This is a genomic window from Mesorhizobium sp. M0954 (genome assembly GCF_040319155.1).
In the GTDB taxonomy this organism is placed as follows: Bacteria; Pseudomonadota; Alphaproteobacteria; order Rhizobiales; family Rhizobiaceae; genus Mesorhizobium.
This window is the reverse complement of sequence record NZ_JAMYNR010000014.1, coordinates 66,110-82,583: the sequence shown is the minus strand read 5'-3', so window position 1 is coordinate 82,583 and position 16,474 is coordinate 66,110. Positions and strand designations below refer to the sequence as shown.

Annotated in this window: 13 protein-coding genes; 7 read left to right on the top strand and 6 right to left on the bottom strand. The window is 64.0% G+C overall.

All coding sequences use genetic code 11. The annotated features are described in order from the left end of the window. Positions 1-53: 53 nt before the first annotated feature. The 5 genes from NKH93_RS20170 (at position 54) to NKH93_RS20150 (ending at position 4,560) form a co-directional block, all read left to right on the top strand. On the top strand, positions 54-821 hold the full coding sequence (locus NKH93_RS20170; protein WP_352971585.1) for an SDR family NAD(P)-dependent oxidoreductase: 768 nt from the start codon (positions 54-56) through the stop codon (positions 819-821). Next, complete coding sequence (locus NKH93_RS20165; protein WP_502896470.1) at positions 821-1,771, top strand: 2-dehydro-3-deoxygalactonokinase; 951 nt, start codon at positions 821-823, stop codon at positions 1,769-1,771. Before NKH93_RS20170 ends, NKH93_RS20165 begins: the two co-directional genes overlap by 1 nt. Then, positions 1,768-2,406 (top strand): 2-dehydro-3-deoxy-6-phosphogalactonate aldolase, encoded by a 639-nt coding sequence (locus NKH93_RS20160; protein ID WP_023679860.1) that lies wholly within the window; start codon positions 1,768-1,770, stop codon positions 2,404-2,406. The genes NKH93_RS20165 and NKH93_RS20160 overlap by 4 nt, the downstream gene beginning before the upstream one ends. Continuing rightward, positions 2,406-3,287: an SMP-30/gluconolactonase/LRE family protein gene (locus NKH93_RS20155; RefSeq protein ID WP_352684075.1), complete on the top strand. Its 882-nt coding sequence runs from the start codon at positions 2,406-2,408 to the stop codon at positions 3,285-3,287. The genes NKH93_RS20160 and NKH93_RS20155 overlap by 1 nt, the downstream gene beginning before the upstream one ends. 214 nt (positions 3,288-3,501) lie before the next feature. Next, positions 3,502-4,560 carry a D-alanine--D-alanine ligase family protein gene (locus tag NKH93_RS20150; RefSeq protein WP_352971581.1) on the top strand — a complete coding sequence of 353 codons (1,059 nt, stop codon included), beginning with the start codon at positions 3,502-3,504 and terminating at the stop codon, positions 4,558-4,560. Here the strand turns inward: NKH93_RS20150 and NKH93_RS20145 are convergent. The 6 genes from NKH93_RS20145 to dnaK form a co-directional block, all read right to left on the bottom strand. After that, entirely contained in the window at positions 4,557-4,844 is a 288-nt protein-coding gene (locus tag NKH93_RS20145) for a DUF1330 domain-containing protein (RefSeq protein ID WP_023679856.1), read from the bottom strand. The two genes, NKH93_RS20150 and NKH93_RS20145, sit on opposite strands and share 4 nt — an antisense overlap. 27 nt (positions 4,845-4,871) lie before the next feature. Further along, a complete protein-coding gene (gene pyrF, locus NKH93_RS20140) occupies positions 4,872-5,585 on the bottom strand; it encodes an orotidine-5'-phosphate decarboxylase (protein ID WP_352684079.1) in 714 nt (237 codons plus the stop codon). Next, positions 5,582-6,178, bottom strand: a complete 597-nt coding sequence (locus NKH93_RS20135) for an NADPH-dependent FMN reductase (RefSeq protein WP_352472807.1) — start codon at positions 6,176-6,178, stop codon at positions 5,582-5,584. The genes pyrF and NKH93_RS20135 overlap by 4 nt, the downstream gene beginning before the upstream one ends. A 60-nt stretch (positions 6,179-6,238) precedes the next feature. After that, positions 6,239-6,844 carry a phospholipid N-methyltransferase PmtA gene (pmtA, locus tag NKH93_RS20130; protein WP_023679853.1) on the bottom strand — a complete coding sequence of 202 codons (606 nt, stop codon included), beginning with the start codon at positions 6,842-6,844 and terminating at the stop codon, positions 6,239-6,241. Between the two features lie 117 nt (positions 6,845-6,961). Then, positions 6,962-8,092 carry a molecular chaperone DnaJ gene (dnaJ, locus tag NKH93_RS20125; protein WP_023679852.1) on the bottom strand — a complete coding sequence of 377 codons (1,131 nt, stop codon included), beginning with the start codon at positions 8,090-8,092 and terminating at the stop codon, positions 6,962-6,964. 213 nt (positions 8,093-8,305) lie between these two features. Then, positions 8,306-10,222, bottom strand: coding sequence for a molecular chaperone DnaK (dnaK, locus tag NKH93_RS20120; RefSeq protein WP_023679851.1), 1,917 nt, complete (start codon positions 10,220-10,222; stop codon positions 8,306-8,308). Positions 10,223-10,792: 570 nt separating this feature from the next. Here dnaK and NKH93_RS20115 point away from each other — a divergent pair. Continuing rightward, entirely contained in the window at positions 10,793-12,754 is a 1,962-nt protein-coding gene (locus tag NKH93_RS20115) for a hypothetical protein (RefSeq protein WP_352971577.1), read from the top strand. Between the two features lie 10 nt (positions 12,755-12,764). Further along, on the top strand, positions 12,765-16,442 hold the full coding sequence (locus NKH93_RS20110) for a DUF7929 domain-containing protein (RefSeq protein WP_352971574.1): 3,678 nt from the start codon (positions 12,765-12,767) through the stop codon (positions 16,440-16,442). Positions 16,443-16,474: the final 32 nt, after the last annotated feature.

The window sequence follows — 16,474 nt, the reverse complement described above, 5'->3', positions numbered from 1 at the left end:
CTGGATAGGATGCGCGCCGGCCGACCGAGATCATTGGACCGGGAGAGAATTTCATGATGCCATCGGCACGCTTTGCCGACCTCGAAGGCGCTTCGGTGCTGATCACCGGCGGCGGCTCCGGCATTGGTGCTGCCTTGACAGAAGGCTTTGTCCGCCAGGGGGCAAACGTCGCCTTCATCGATATTGCCGACCGTGCGAGCCTGGCGCTGGCCGATCGGTTAGAGAAGGAGCTGGGCCGGCGGCCGCTCTATCTCAAGACCGACATACGCGACATCGAGGCGTTGCGGCTATCGGCGGGCAAAGCTGCAGAGGCGCATGGCGACGTGACGGTGCTGGTCAACAATGCCGCGCAGGATGACCGTCATGCCGTGGAAGACGTCACGGTGGAGTTCTGGGACAACAATCATGCCATCAACCTGCGCCCGCATTTCTTCAGCGCACAGGCGGTGGCGCCGGGCATGAAGCGGGCCGGCGGCGGCTCGATCATCAACTTCACCTCGACGTCGTTTCTCATCAACCATCCCGATATGCCGGCCTACACCGCCGCCAAGGCCGGCATCGTCGGTCTCACCAAGGGTCTTGCCGGCAAGCTCGGCGTCGACGGCATCCGTGTCAACGCGATCGCGCCCGGCTGGGTGATCACCGAGCGGCAGAGAAAGCTCTGGGTCACCGAAGAAGCGCTCGCCGCTCATGTCGCCAAACAGTGCATCAAAGAGGTGATGCAGCCGGAAGACATTGTCGGCACTGTGCTGTTCCTGGCGTCGGATGCCTCACGCATGCTGACCGCGCAGATGCTGATCGTCGATGGGGGATTCCTGTGATCTCATCGAGCAAGGCAGCTTCCGTCGCGGCCGTCGACTGGGGCACCACCCGCATGAGGGTCTGGCTGCTCGACGGCGCCGGCAAGGTTCTCGCCGAGTGGCGCGGCGATGACGGGCTGATCACCGCCCAGGCTAAAGGATTTTCGTCCATTCTCGAAGGGCATCTGGCTGCCTTGGGCGCAGCCGAGGCGCTGCCGGTCATCATTTGCGGCATGGCCGGTTCGCGCCAGGGCTGGCTGGAGGCACCCTATGTCAGCGTGCCGGCGCCGATCGGCGCTATTCTCGCCGGCGCTGCCCGCATTCCCGGCCAGCGCCGCGACATCCGCATCGTGCCCGGCCTTGCCCAGCGTCTGGCCGACGCCCCGGATGTCATGCGCGGCGAGGAGACGCAGCTTGCCGGCGCCGGTTTGCCGGCAAAGGGACGCCATCTCGTCTGCATGCCTGGCACCCATTCGAAATGGGTGCTGGTCGAGGACGGCTCTGTTGCCGGTTTCGGCACCTGGCCGACCGGCGAGCTGTTTTCGGTGCTGGCCGCGCACTCGATCCTGCGCCATTCGCTGGGCGAGCCGCCGAAGCCGGTTGCCGCCGAAAATCCATTTTTCCGGGAGTGGTGCCTGAAGGCGTTGGCCGAAGGCGGTGACATCGGTTCAAGACTGTTCTCGATCCGCGCCGCCAGCCTGCTGCAGGATCTGAAGCCCGAGGATGCCGCCGCCTGCCTGTCCGGCCTGCTGATCGGCGGCGAGATCGCTTCGGCAAGTCGCCGTTATGGGGCGAGTGCCGTGCCCGTCGTGCTGATCGCGTCGGGCGCACTCGGCAAGCTCTATGCCGACGCCCTCGGCCTTGCCGGGCTCGCGGTCAGGGTGGTCGACGCCGACGAGGCGGTGCGTGCCGGTCTTGCTGAAGCCGCGCGCGAAAATGGCATGATCGCTGGAAATGGAGTTGCCGCATGACCGAAACCGCACCTTTTCCAAAGCTCGAGCGGGGTCTGGTCGCCATCCTGCGTGGCCTCAAGCCAAGCGAGGCGGTGGCGATCGGCCAGGCGATCTTCGGCGCCGGTATCGAAGCGATCGAGGTGCCGCTCAACTCGCCCGATCCTTACGCCTCCATCGCCAGCATTGTCGGAGCGCTTCCTCCAACAGCCTTGGTCGGTGCCGGCACGGTGCTCAGCGCCGCCGATGTCGACGGCCTGCACAAGGCCGGCGGGCGGCTGCTGGTCAGCCCCAATATCGATGCCGAGGTCATGGGCCGGGCCATGCACTACGGCATGGTGACGATGCCCGGCGTGTTCACGCCGACCGAGGCATTTCAAGCAATCCGGCTCGGTGCCTCGGCATTGAAATTCTTCCCGGCGAGCGTGCTTGGCGCGGCAGGCATTTCGGCGATGCGCGCGGTGCTGCCGGCCAGTGTGCTGGTCGGCGCGGTCGGCGGCGTTTCGGACAAGGATTTTGCCGGCTACAAGGCAGCGGGCGTCAGCGTCTTCGGTCTTGGCTCCAGCCTGTTCAAGCCGGGCATGAGCGTCGACGAAGTGGCAGCACGGGCGAAAGCCGCAGTTCAGGCCTGGGACGCGGCGTTTGGAGTGGCATGATGAGCGAGACCATTGTTTCGGTTTTTTCCGACCATGTCTGCCAACTCGGCGAGGGACCAAGCTATGACCCTGCCACCGACACGCTCTACTGGTTCGACATCGTCAATGGCCAGCTCCTCGAACAGCGCCTGTCGGGCGGTGCGGTCAAGATCCACGAGCTCGGTCAGATGGCCAGCGCCGTCGCCATCGTCGACGACCGGCGCCAGTTGATCGCCACCGAGACCGGCCTGCATGTCCGCGACGTCGCGACCGGCAAGCTGACGCTGCACACGCCGATCGAGGCCGACAATGCGGTCACCCGCTCGAACGATTCACGCGTTCACCCTTGCGGCGCGCTGTGGGTCGGCACCATGGGCAAGGGCGAGGAGAAGGGTGCCGGTTCGATCTACTGGTTCTTCAAGGGCGAGCTGCGCCGGCTTTATGCCGACATTACTGTGCCCAACTCGATCTGCTTTTCCGAGGATGGGACCATTGCCTATTACACCGACACCAGCACCGGGCTGTTGATGCGCGTCGGCTGCGATCCGGCGACCGGCCTGCCGGTTGGCGAACCGAAGGTCTTCGTCGACCACCGTTCGACCAAGGGCTATATCGATGGTTCGGTGCTCGACCGTGACGGCATATTGTGGAACGCCTGCTGGGGCGGCAGCGTCGTCGAAGCCTATGGACCCGACGGCAAGCTCGTCCGTTCGGTGGCGATGCCGGCGACGCAGCCGTCCTGTCCGGCTTTCGTCGGCAGGAATGCCGACCGGCTGGCGGTCACCTCCGCCTGGTCGGGCAAAAGCGAGAAGCAGCGCCTGCTCGACCCGCAAGCCGGCATGACATTCATGCTCGACATTCCAGTCAATGGTCGCTTCGAGCCACGCGTGCTGATTGGCTAGACCCATGTCTAGCATTGTCGTGCAGGCGTCCAGCTGACGTCGGTTCCGCGAAAGCCGAATGCATTCGCCGCGCGATGCTAGAACGGTTCATCGTTTCGCGGGAATGCTGAACCGCTCTATCTCTTTGTTTTGACGCAATTCCGGACGGAAAACCGTTTCACACTTTTCCTGGAATTGCTTTAGGCAATCGTGCTGCCGGGAAATCGTTTCGATCATGTCAAGCCGCGAGCTGAAGCTGATCCTTGTCTACGAGCCGGAAAAGGCTTGCTTCGATCGGCTGGTCGCCGATAACCACGTGCCGGAGCGTGCCGCCGAAATCGCCTCCTATCTGGCGCAATCGACCGACATCGCTGCTGAATTCGACGCACTTGCCGCCGCTTGCCAGACGCGCGGCCTGTCGTTCGTACCGCTGGCGCTCGACGATGCTGCAAGCGTTCTCGCCGGCGAGGACCCGAAGACCACGCTTGTCTGGACGCTGACCGACGGCATTGCCTATTTCCGCGGCGGCGCCGCACCAGCTCTGGCACGGCTGAATGGGCTGAAGGCGATCGGCGCCGACGATGCGTCGTTCGCGCTCTGTCAGGACAAGTTCCGGTCCGGCGCCGTGCTCGGCGCGCTTGGCCTGCCGGTGCCGCGGGCGGGCCTTGCCCGTGACGGCGCCTGGCTGGTCGCGCCACCGGCCTCGCCCGGCGGCTGGTTCGTCAAGCCGAACCGGCTCGGCGCCAAGATCGGCATCTGGCCGGATTCGCACTGCCACGATCTCGGCCACGCGCTGGAGCTTAGCCGGCGCGTCTTCGCCGCCTATCGCGACGATGTCGTCGTCCAGCCCTATGTCGCCGGCCGCAACGCGCGCGCCAGTTTTCTCGGATTGAGGCCGGATACCGGCGTCGAGGCGCTGGGCATCGCCTTTGTCGATTCGGGCGGCGACTTCCAGACCATGCAGGACAGCCTGGCGCTTTACGGCGATGCCGGCGCAGCGGCGAAAGCTGCGGGAAAATATACCGAGCCGGTGCTGCTGCCGGTCGCCGGCAGCCAGCCTGAAGCCGATGCAAGAATCCGTCGCATCGCCGAACGCCTGATGGTCGGGCTTGGCCTGCGGGATGTGTTTTCCATCGATTTCCGGGTCGAAGCCGACGACAGCGTCCACCTCATCGAGTTCGAGGTCTGCCCCGGCCTGCCCTGCTTCGATTTCCGCGATTACTGTCGCCAGCAATGGGGCTTGAGCCTCGCCGATGCGATGGCGGAGGCAGCGGCGAACCGGCTTCTCGCCTAAATCCCCTCGACCAACACGATTTCGCCCTCGGCCACCTTCTGGCGGATCGCGACGGCGCGCTGGTATTCGGGCGAGTGGTAGCAGTCATGCGCCGCCGCAAGCGACGGAAACTCGATGATCACGTTGCGGTCGCGGCCCGGCCCCTCGGCCTTCTCATGCGCGCCGCCGCGCGCCAGGAACTTGGCGCCGAAGCGGTCGAAGGCCGGTTTGGCAGCTGCGACATAGTCCTTGTAGCCTTCCGCATCGCGTACATCGACGCGAGCGATCCAGTATCCCTTGGGCATGGCTTTTCTCCGGGTTAATTCCTGCCCTCAGGCCGAGCGCATTTCATCGAGGATCGCTTCCGCCGCCGCCCGCCTGTCGGCCGCACCGACGATCGGCCGGCCGACGACGAGGTGGCTGGAGCCGTTGCGGATCGCCTGCGCCGGCGTCACCACGCGTTTCTGGTCGCCATGGTCGCTGCCCTTCGGCCGGATTCCCGGCGTCACGACCGCCAGGTCGGGGCCGACGATGCGGCGCACCGCCTCAGCTTCCTCGGCCGAGCAGACGATGCCGCCCATGCCGGCATGCAGCGCCTGCTCGGAGCGCCTCAGCACCAGTGTATGCGGATCATACTCATAGCCGGCGTCGATCACGTCCTGCTCGTCCATCGAGGTCAGCACGGTGACCCCGAGTAGGCAAAGGTCGCTGCCCCTGGCAGCCTCGACCGCCGCCTTCATCGTCTTCGGATAGGCATGGATCGTCAGCATGCTCATGCCCATCCTGGCGATGTTTTCGACCCCCTTGGCCACGGTGTTGTCGATGTCGAGCAGCTTCATGTCGAGAAAGATCCTGGTGCCGCCGCTGGCCAGCTCGCGGGCGAAGTCGAGCCCGCCGGCAAACGCGAGCTGGTAACCGATCTTGTAGAAGGAGACGATCCCGTCGAGCTCGCGCACCGCTTTCTCGGCTTGCTTCAGCGTCGGCAGGTCGAGGCCGACGATCAGCCTTTCCTGCATCGTGTCGGCATGCGCGGCGTCCGGGATCATGCCTCGATCCGCGTCGACAGCATGCGCGAGGTTTCGATCAGCGTTCGGCATAGGTGCTCCATCGATTGGCGTAGTCTCTCGTCCCTGAACTTGCCCTCGTCGTCGAAGGCGTAGCCGCCCTCCGGCACCGAGCATTCCGGTGTCACCACCTCCATCCGGCAGCGTACCAGAACGGCGCGCAGATGGTTGATGCAGCGTATCCCGCCGAAGGGTCCGTTGGAAGACGAGCAGAGGCCGGCGACCTTGCCGGCAAGTGGCCTGAACGTCCGGCCGCCATCCTTGCGCAGCTGGCTCACCCAGTCGATGCTGTTCTTGAGCAACGGTGGAATGGAGCCGTTATATTCGGGCGTCGCGACCAGCAGCCCGTCATGGGCGGCGATCATCCGGCCGAGCTTGAAAGCATTGTCGGGAATGCCTTCTTCCTTTTCCAAATCCTGGTCGAGGATCGGCAGCGGATAGTCGGCGAGCGAGATGCGGGTCACCTCGGCGCCCTGCATGGCAAGTTCCTTCTGTGCCACGTCGGCGGTCCTGCCGCTATAGGCGCCGCTGCGCACCGAACCGGCGACGACGAGAATTTTCGGGATCACAGCCATGGGTCTGCCTTGTCACCCGATGGGTATAAGACAAGTGCTATTCAAACCCAACGTTTCAATTCATGCGGCCCCGCGTCGGTAGATCCAAAGCTGCGTCGGCGGAATGTTGCGGATGACGAAATGGAAATGCTCGACCGTATAGTCGCCGCGGCCCGGCGGGATCGGCGACAGCGGCCCGTAAGTCAGCTGCACGATCGGCCGGCCCGCCGGGATACGGTCGAGCAGGCTCTCGACATAGGCGATGCGCTGGGCGACAGGGAAATTGAGCAGCGGCACGCCCGATATCACAGAATCGAAGATCAGGTCGCGCTTGTCGCCGAGCGTCGCGTCGAGATTGAAGGCGTCGCCCTCGATGACGTTGACGCCTGGATAAAGCTGGCGCAGATGGCGCACGAAATCAGTGGAATATTCGACCGCGTAGAGATTCTCAGGCTTAATGCCCTGGGCGAGGATGGCGCGTGTGATGACGCCTGTACCGGGTCCGACCTCGAGCACCGGCAGGCCGGATGTCGGATCGACGATCGAGGCCATCTTGCCAGCGGTGATGGAACTGGTCGGGACGATCGAACCGACCGCCTTCGGCTTGTCGATCCAGCCCTTGAAGAACTTCAGCTCGTCGTCGAACTTTTCCGCCAGCGTCTTTCGCAGTCCGGGACTACGCGTCATTGAAAGTCCTCCTCAACGCTCCCTCGCATGCTACTTAGCAGTTACGAGGTGCAAGACAAGGCGAATCCCCGGATAAGGTGTTGATGACGCTCGGGAAGCGTTTTCCAGGGATCAGCTTCAGTGCTCGCCGAACGTTTCGAAAAAGTCTTTCATGCGGGCGAAAAATCCGCTCGACTGAGGCGAATTGTCCTTTGAGGAAAGCTGCTCGAATTCCTCCAGCAATTCGCGCTGACGGCGCGAAAGGTTCTGCGGCGTCTCAACCACGGTCTGGATGTAGAGGTCGCCGATATTGGGCTGGCGCAGCACAGGCATGCCCTTGCCCTTGAGGCGGAACTGGCGACCGTTCTGGGTGCCTTCCGGCACCTTCACCTTCGTCTGGGTACCGTCCAGTGTCGTCACCTCGAACGAGCCGCCAAGCGCTGCCGTCGTCATCGAGATCGGCACCTTGCAATAAAGATCGGCCCCGTCGCGCTGGAAGAATTCGTGCGGCTTGACCGCGAGGAAGATGTAGAGATCGCCCGACGGGCCGCCGCGCAGGCCGGCCTCGCCCTCATTGGCCAGCCGGATGCGGGTACCATCCTCGATGCCGGCAGGGATGTTTACCGACAGCGAGCGCTCCTCGGTGACACGGCCCTGGCCGGCGCATTTCGGGCACGGATCCTTGATGGTCTGGCCGCGCCCCTGGCATTGCGGGCAGGTGCGCTCGATCGAGAAGAAGCCTTGCGTGGCGCGCACCTTGCCGTGGCCGTTGCACATCGAGCAGGTGACGGGCTGGGTGCCAGGCTTGGCGCCGCTGCCCGAGCATTCCGAGCAGGAAATCGAGGCTGGCACCCGAATCTGCGCGGTCTTGCCGGAAAATGCCTCTTCCAGCGTAATTTCCATATTGTAGCGCAGGTCGGCGCCGCGCTCGCGGCCGCCGGACGAGCGGCGCTGGCGCCCGCCCATCATGTCGCCGAAAATGTCTTCGAAAATGTCGGCGAAGCCGCCGGCGCCAAAGCCTTGCGCCCCGCCATTCATACCGCCGTGCTCGAAGGCGGCGTGGCCGAAGCGATCATAGGCGGCGCGCTTCTGCGGGTCCTTCAGTGTCTCGTAGGCTTCGTTGATTTCCTTGAACTTGTGCTCGCAGGCATGGTCGCCTGGGTTGCGGTCGGGATGGAACTGCATGGCGAGCTTGCGAAAAGCGCTCTTGAGCTCCTTCTCGTCGGCGCCCTTTTGCACGCCTAGCGTTTCGTAAAAATCAGCTTTCATGTTTTCCCGCAGTCCGGATAGTCAACGTCTTGAAGCATCGTTGCGTCGTTTGCCGGCACGCTGTTCCGATTTAGGTGTGATGGAGCCGCGATGCCAGTGTCTACGAGGCTTTGTCCGCATTTTTTCGGGCAGCGCAGCGTTTTTCCGGCAAAGGGTTGCAAAAAAGCCCGGCTGTGCGCCGGGCTTTTTCCCTTACCTGTACCGTCAGGCGGTTCAGGCCGACTTCTTCTTCTCGTCGTCTTCGTCGATTTCCTCGAAGTCGGCATCGACGACGTCACTGTCCTTGGCGGCATCAGCCTTGGCGTCGGCCTCGGCGGCTTCCTTCTGTGAAGCCTCGTACATGGCCTGGCCGAGCTTCATCGAGACTTCGGCGAGCGTCTGCGTCTTGGCCTCGATCTCGGTCACATCGTCGCCTTCGGCAGCGGTCTTCAGCGCCGCGATCGCATCGGCAATCGCCGTGCGGTCGGCCTCGGAAACCTTCTCGCCGTATTCCTTCAGAGACTTCTCCGAGGAATGCACCAGCGCCTCGGCCTGGTTGCGGGCCTCGACCAGCGCGCGCCGCTTCTTGTCGGCTTCGGCATTGGCCTCGGCGTCCTTGACCATCTTCTCGATGTCGGCGTCCGAAAGGCCGCCGGACGCCTGGATGCGGATCTGGTGCTCCTTGCCGGTGCCCTTGTCCTTGGCCGAGACGTTGACGATGCCGTTGGCGTCGATGTCGAAGGTGACCTCGATCTGCGGCACGCCGCGCGGCGCAGGCGGGATGCCGACCAGATCGAACTGGCCGAGCGCCTTGTTGTCGGCGGCCATTTCACGCTCGCCCTGGAAGACGCGGATGGTCACCGCCGACTGCGAATCCTCGGCCGTGGAGAACACCTGGCTCTTCTTTGTCGGAATCGTCGTGTTGCGTTCGATCAGCCGCGTGAATACGCCGCCCAGCGTCTCGATGCCGAGCGACAACGGCGTCACGTCGAGCAGCAGCACGTCCTTGACGTCGCCCTGCAGCACGCCGGCCTGGATAGCGGCGCCCAACGCGACGACCTCATCCGGGTTGACGCCCTTGTGCGGCTCCTTGCCGAAGAACTGCTTCACGATCTCCTGGATCTTGGGCATACGGGTCATGCCGCCGACCAGGACGACTTCGTCGATTTCGCCGGCCTTCAGGCCGGCATCCTTGAGCGCCGCCTTGCAAGGATCGATCGTGCGCTGGACGAGATCCTCGACCAGGCTCTCGAACTTCGCCCGCGTCAGCTTCAGCGTCAGGTGCTTGGGGCCGGTGGCATCGGCGGTGATGAAGGGCAGGTTGATCTCGGTCTGCGTGGTGGACGACAGCTCGATCTTGGCCTTTTCAGCCGCTTCCTTGAGGCGCTGAAGGGCGAGCTTGTCGTTCCGCAGGTCGATGCCCTGTTCCTTCTTGAACTCGGCCGCCAGATATTCGACCAGACGCATGTCGAAATCCTCGCCCCCGAGGAAGGTGTCGCCATTGGTCGACTTCACCTCGAACACGCCGTCGCCGATTTCGAGCACCGAAATATCGAACGTGCCGCCGCCAAGGTCATAGACGGCAATCGTCTTGCCTTCCTTCTTGTCCAGTCCATAGGCAAGTGCTGCCGCGGTCGGCTCGTTGATGATGCGCAGCACTTCGAGGCCGGCGATCTTGCCGGCATCCTTGGTCGCCTGGCGCTGGGCGTCGTTGAAATAGGCCGGAACGGTGATGACTGCCTTCTCGACCTTCTCGCCGAGATAGGCCTCCGCCGTTTCCTTCATCTTCTGTAGGATCATCGCCGAGATCTGGCTAGGCGACTGCTTCTTGCCGCCGGCCTCGACCCAGGCGTCGCCATTGTCGCCCTTGACGATCTTGTAGGGGACAAGCTTCTTGTCCTTCTCCGTCACCGGATCGTCGTAGCGGCGGCCGATCAGGCGCTTGACCGCGAAAATGGTGTTCTCAGGATTGGTAACCGCCTGGCGCTTGGCCGGCTGGCCGACGAGGCGCTCGCCGTCGCTGTTGATGGCGACGATGGAAGGGGTCGTGCGGGCGCCTTCCGCATTCTCGATCACCTTGGATTCCTTGCCGTCCATGATGGCGACACAGGAGTTGGTTGTTCCCAGATCGATACCGATTACTTTTGCCATTTCTCTAATCTCTCCGCTAAGCAGGCTCTCAGGACCCGTACAGGCGTTCCGACGAAAGCCCCTGTTCACAAGAAATTCCGCTCCGGCAACCGGCATTCGGCGCTGGACGGCTTGGCGCGTATATAAGAACAGGCTGCGTGGCGCGCAAGCATTCTGCGCAAGGCGTTCACCATTCATCGCGGTTGATCGGATTCGGGACCGGCAGGCCCGTATTTTCGGCGGTGATCCAGCCGGCCCGGCCCCCGGCCCATGAACCTTTCCGCCTCGCCCCGCGACTGATGCTCAGGTGCCGCGTAGTGCGGCCCCGGAAAGGAAAGCCCGATGACCACAGATCCAGAGGCTCCATGGTCTCCGGGAACAGCAGGAGCTCAGCGAGATCATCGCCTTCGGGACCGGGTCGATGCGCTCGGCTTTTCGCCGGTTCCGTTGACCCTGCGCGGACGCAGGCGTATCGTGACGTTGAGGAAAGCAGACAATTCGATCAGGGATGAACGTGCCGGAACGCCGCGCCTTGCCCTGATTTGCGCGCCGGGACCCGATGTTTCTCCCATGACCTGTGGGGGGAGATCCATGTCTTGCGACCACGGCGCGTTCGTGCGCTCTCGTGCGGGCCGTTTGCGCCGCGCCATCCAGGCTGCCAGCGGATTGTCGATCCTGGCGCTCGCCGCTGGGCTCTGGCTCGGTGGCTCGGCCCAGGCTCAGGAAACCCAGATCATCTATCCCGGCTCGATGGCAGTGACCGGATTCTCCGGCACCATCATTCCCAATTTCGAGGAAGGCCTGCCGCCGGGCGCCGATCCCGTCGACGAAACCTTCATCGACACGGCGCGCGCGACCTTGCGCATCTTCGACGTCTCAAGGCTGGGCGGGCCGGCGTCTGGCCAATTGGTCTTCACCCCGCCACCGTTCGAGGTCACGGCCGGGCAAATCGGCCAGGTGTTCGGCATCACCTACGACGACGGCGTGCGCGACGGCGTTCCATCGGCCATTCCAAACCTCTATGCCGGCGCCACGTCGCTGCACGGCATCCGCATAGTCACGCCAGACGGCGACGCCGACGGCCGGCCGGAGCGGCAGCGCCGCGGGACGGCTGACGCTGTCTTCATGGACGGCCAGTTCGGCACCGAAAACGGCGGCGGCCCCGGAACGATCTGGAAGATCGACGGCATCACCGGCGCCGTCTCGAAATTCGCCGATATCGACGCCAATAGCGGTCCCGGCATCGGCGACGTCACTTTCGACAATATCCACCGCCAGTTCTTCGCCAGCGATCTCGATACCGGCCTCATCCACCGCATCGACGCCAATGGCGCGCTGCTCGACACGTTCGACCACGGCATAGCCGGCCGCCCGGCGCACGGGCTTGCCGCCCTTGCCGACGACGGCTCGGTGATTGACATCCAGGGTGCTGCCTTCGACAGCGAGGACCCCGACAGCTGGGGCTACACGCAGGACGAGCGCCGCGTCTGGTCGGTCGCCTATCGTGGCGGCCGGCTCTATTATTCGGTCGGTGATAAGGCGGAGATCTGGTCGGTGGGCGTTGCCGGCGACGGCAGTTTCGCCGGCGACCCGCGCTGGGAACTGACGGTCAAGGCCGACAAGGATTACGCGGTCACCGACATCGCCTTCGACAACGAAGGCTTCATGTACCTGGCCCAGCGCGGCCCGGTGGAGAACCGCTACGACTACAGCCAGTTCGCCGATTCCGGCAAGGGTGAGGTCATCCGCTACTGGCGCGAAAATACGGACGATCCGGCGACGGAATCGGCCTGGGTGGAAGTGCCGCAGGAATATGCGGTCGGCTTCCCGCAAGACAACCGACAGTCGGCCGGCGGCCTCGACCTGCAATATGGCTACGATGCCGAAGGCAATCTCGATATCGGCGTCTGCACTGACACGCTGGTCGATACCGGCGACAAGTTGCGCGACAACCCGGAGCTTGCCGAACAACTCGCAGCCGGCGGGCCGCTCGCCGTGCACGGCGTGCAAATCACGCCGACGGCACTGGCCAAGCCGGCCAACATGCCGCCTTTCGGCTCGTGGTTCGTCGACTTCGACAATTATTTCGAAGACCCGGAAGTCGAAGGCCATGTCGGCGACGTCGAGGTCTGGCGCCCCTGCGAGGGCCGTGCCGGCTATTACGAGCAGGTGCCGGGCGGCTATCTGCCGCCGTTCTATCCGCCGGACTTTCCGCCCCCCGGCAATCTGCCTCCTTGCCTCGATGTCGAGGATGTCAGGTATTTCTGCACACCCTCCGGCCTCGAGGCCGATCTCTATCTCCATGACCATGCCGGCTTTGGCGGCGATTCGATCAAGGCTCTGTCCAGGACGCCTGGCGTTGGGGTGACTTCACCTCTGTCGCATGCGCCCGGCGCGCCATACACGATCGGCATCACCGGCCATTACCCTGGCGATACGGTCGATGTCGGGCTCTGCTTCTACAGGCAGTCCGATAGCGACAAGGGTGGCTACTATCCTTGCTGCAAGATGACCTTGCCGCTCAGAACCCCAGCCGTCAGCTGCGAACCGTGAGGAGGGGAAGATGAGCAATCTCGCATTTTTCCCGCCTGCGACAAGCAGCCAGTCAACCGGCAAACAATCATTCGTCATGGAGACCATCGTGAAACCCCTGTCACTCGCCAGGCGCGGTGTGCGCTGGCTGATGGCGGCCGGTATCGCGGTCGCCATGCTGAGTCCGCTGCAAGGCTTCGCTGAAGACCTTGCTCCGGCCAAGACCAAGCCTGCCGATGCGGGCATCTACACTGCCGTTCCAGATCCCAGGCTCGATTTCGACAATCCTCGCATCGTCAATCCGGAGCCGGGCCGGATCGTGCCCTTCTTCACCAAGAAAGGCACCCAGAGAGGCTGCGACTATGTCGTATACTCGCTGAGCTTTGGCTTGCGCGGCAATCCGCAGGATTTTGCCAGCCCGGACCTCGCCGCCATGCTGAAAAAGGTCAGGCTCGATTTCAGGGACCAGCTCCCGCACGGCCTGCGCATCGTCGGCGTGCATGTGACCGGCGACGGCACCGATGCGTCCGGCGGACCGCTGCCCGCTGCTGCGATCAGCAGTTCGGCTACACCGGACGATACCGCGACGGTACCCGATTTCCGGATTTCCGCCAGCGATCTCGACGGCATCGGCGCTGCGAACGAGCGCGTCGTCACGTTCCAGATCACCGCCAAGATTGACCATGCGGCGTTTCCGTCGCCGACGACCGTTCACAACCAGGGCGTGGTCAAGGTCAGCCGCGAACGCGGCGCCGGCATCGAAATCCTGTCGCAGGATCCGGGCAAGCCGGACGACGGCAATTATCTCACGGGTGCAAAGGCGTCGATCAAGATCGACGTCACCAGGTGCAACCCGCCGCCTCCACCTCCCGGCAAGGAATGCTTCAAGGTGGAGCGCGGCACGGTCGATTGCGTGCCCGGCGGCGGCGCCTTCATCTACCACATGCCGGTCGGCCCGGAGATGGCTGGCAAATGGGTGCAGCTTTCGACGACGACACCCGGCATCACCATCATTCCCGACACGCAATTGGTGCCGGCGGGCGGCGGTGTGCTCAATTGGAAGATCGTCGGCGCTTCACCCGGCGACGTCATCCACATCATCGTCACCGGTGTCGAAACCTATGCCGGCCCGAGGGAGGGGTGGGGCCTGTGCTGTACGCAGACTGTCGATATCGTCATCCCGCGTGATCAGCGCTGCCCACCGAAGGACAAGGAACCGGATCTGAAAGTCGAAAAGCGCGCCGACGTGCAACGTTGCACGGTGGGTGGCGGCTGCGACTTCACCATCAGGGTCACCAATGTCGGCGATGCACCCTACCACGGCAAGATCGTGCTCAACGAAGTCACCCTGCCGGCTGGCTCCACCCTCGATTCAGGGGCGAACCCGCCTTGGGTCTGCGCGCCTGGAACCACCCCGATGATTTGCACTCATCCGGTGACCACGCTCAATCCGGGTGCCTCTGTCGACCTCAAGCTCGGCTTCAAGCCGGCCGCAGGCTGGCGAGGCAGCGCCTTGCGCAACTGCGCCACTTACAATTACGGCGCCAGCGGCAAGCCGCTTTTCGGCAGCCAGCAAAACGATCGCGGCTGTGCTTCGATCCCGGTCTGCCGGCGTGGCGATCGTGACCGCAACTGCCGGCCGCCGGTGGAGAAGAAGGTCGACCTGATCCTGAAGAAGCGCGCCCGCACCGAATTCTGTTCGGCCGATGGCGTCTGCACCTTCGTGGTCGACATAATCAACAATGGCAGCGTCCCCTATAATGGGCCGCTGACGGTCGTCGATACCTATCCGGGCGGCGTGCCGGCATCCTCGACCTTCGGCCCGACGCCGCCATGGACATGCGGACCGAACGGCCCCGGCCAGTTCCGCTGCGACAATGCCGGCATCGTGCTGTTGCCTGGCGCCTCGACGCCGATCTTCGTCAGGGCGGTGATGCCGGCCAACTACCGGCCCGACAGTGTCGAGAACTGCGCCGAGGTGAAAGCTATTCCCGGTGAGAACGACATCACCAACAACAGGGCCTGCGCCAAGGAACGCATCCGTCATCCGAATGCCGGCCAGCCGGCCCTGCGCATCACCAAGGTTTGCAATGGTTCGCTGGCCGGTGCTGCGGTCGTTTCCTGCCGCATTACCGTCATCAGTCTCGGCACCACTGCCCCGACCGGTCCGGTACGGGTCAACGATGCCGCGACGCTGATAGCCGGCGGAGCGCCGGTCCAGATCCAGACCGTCACCCCAGACGGCGCGGAATGGGCTTGCGGACCGGTTCCGGCCAATGCGCTGTCGTGCCAGATTCCCGGCGCCGTCATGACGCCTGGAACCAGCCGCCATTTCGACGTGACGGTTGCCGCGAACGGCGAATTCGAGAACTGCGCACGCGGCTCCTACGGCCCGGCTCCGGGAGACGACATCGTCTATCCGATCGGCCAGGCCTGCGCCAAGGGCAGCGGCGCCTCGACCATCCGCGTCGAGAAGACCGGTGATGCCGAGTGCAAGCCCGGCCAGCCCTGCTCGTTCGAGATCGCCATCACGAACGATGGCGCGAGCGCCTTCTCCGGTCCGGTTCGCCTCGGCGATGCGATCGGCGTCGAAGGCCTCGGCCGGCTGGAAGGCGTTGCGATCACCTCGATCGATCCGCCCTTCGGCTGCTTGCCGGAGCCGGCAATCTTGCCTCTGTCCTGCATCGCCCAACTCACGCTCGGCGCCGGGGAAAGCCACGTGCACACAGTGACCGTGACTATTCCCGACGACGGCCGTCTGGCCAATCTGCAGGGCATTGTCAACGGCCAGAACTGCGTCGGCGTGCTGTCTCCGAACACGCCGGTGCAAGGCGGTGGCGACGTGCTGTCCCGCGGTGCGGCCGACGTGCAGGGCGATCGCGGCAAGGCCTATGCCTGCCATCCCTTCACCATCAGGAATGAGGTGAAGAAGGAATGCTCGCAAGGCTTCGTCATGAACGACGCCGGCAACTGCGTCTGCCCGCCCGGCACGACCTTCCGCAATGGCCAATGCTCGTCCGGGGGCGGCACAGTCATCGTGCCGAAGCCAAAACCTTGCGTTCTGCTCAAAGGCCAGATCCGTACCGAAGACGGACGCTGCGTCTGTCCGCGCGGAACCGAGCTGGAGAACGGCGCTTGCGTGGGCAGCAAGCCGCAGCCCGAGCAGTGCACCATCCGTGGCCAGATCCACGACGCTGCCGGCGATTGCGTCTGCCCGCGGGGCACCGAAGTCAAAGGCAATGCCTGCCGGCCAATCCAGCCGAAACCCGAGCAGTGCACCATTCGGGGCCAGATCCATAACGCCGCTGGCGATTGCGTCTGCCCGCGGGGTATGGAAGTCAGGGGCAATGCCTGCCGGCCAATCCAGCCGAAGCCGGAGCAGTGCACCATCCGCGGGCAGATCCACGACGCCGGAGGCGATTGCGTCTGCCCGAAAGGCACGGAAGTGCAAGGCAATGCCTGCAGGCGCAAGAAGCCTGTTGTGGTGGAGTGCTCGATACCTGGTCAGATCCACAACAAGCGTGGCGTCTGCGTCTGCCCGCGTGGGACAGAGCTGCGCGACGGCGCCTGCCGCAAACCGCGGCTGGAGTGCGCACCGGGCGCGCGGCCGATTAATGGCCAGTGCCAGCCGATCCGCAAACCGAGCCTGCTGCTGAATCCAGATGTTCTTCAGCAGCTGCCAAGGCGCAAGCCGCAGCTCGAACAATAGGATCGCACGCGAACTTCAAAACGGTGATCATT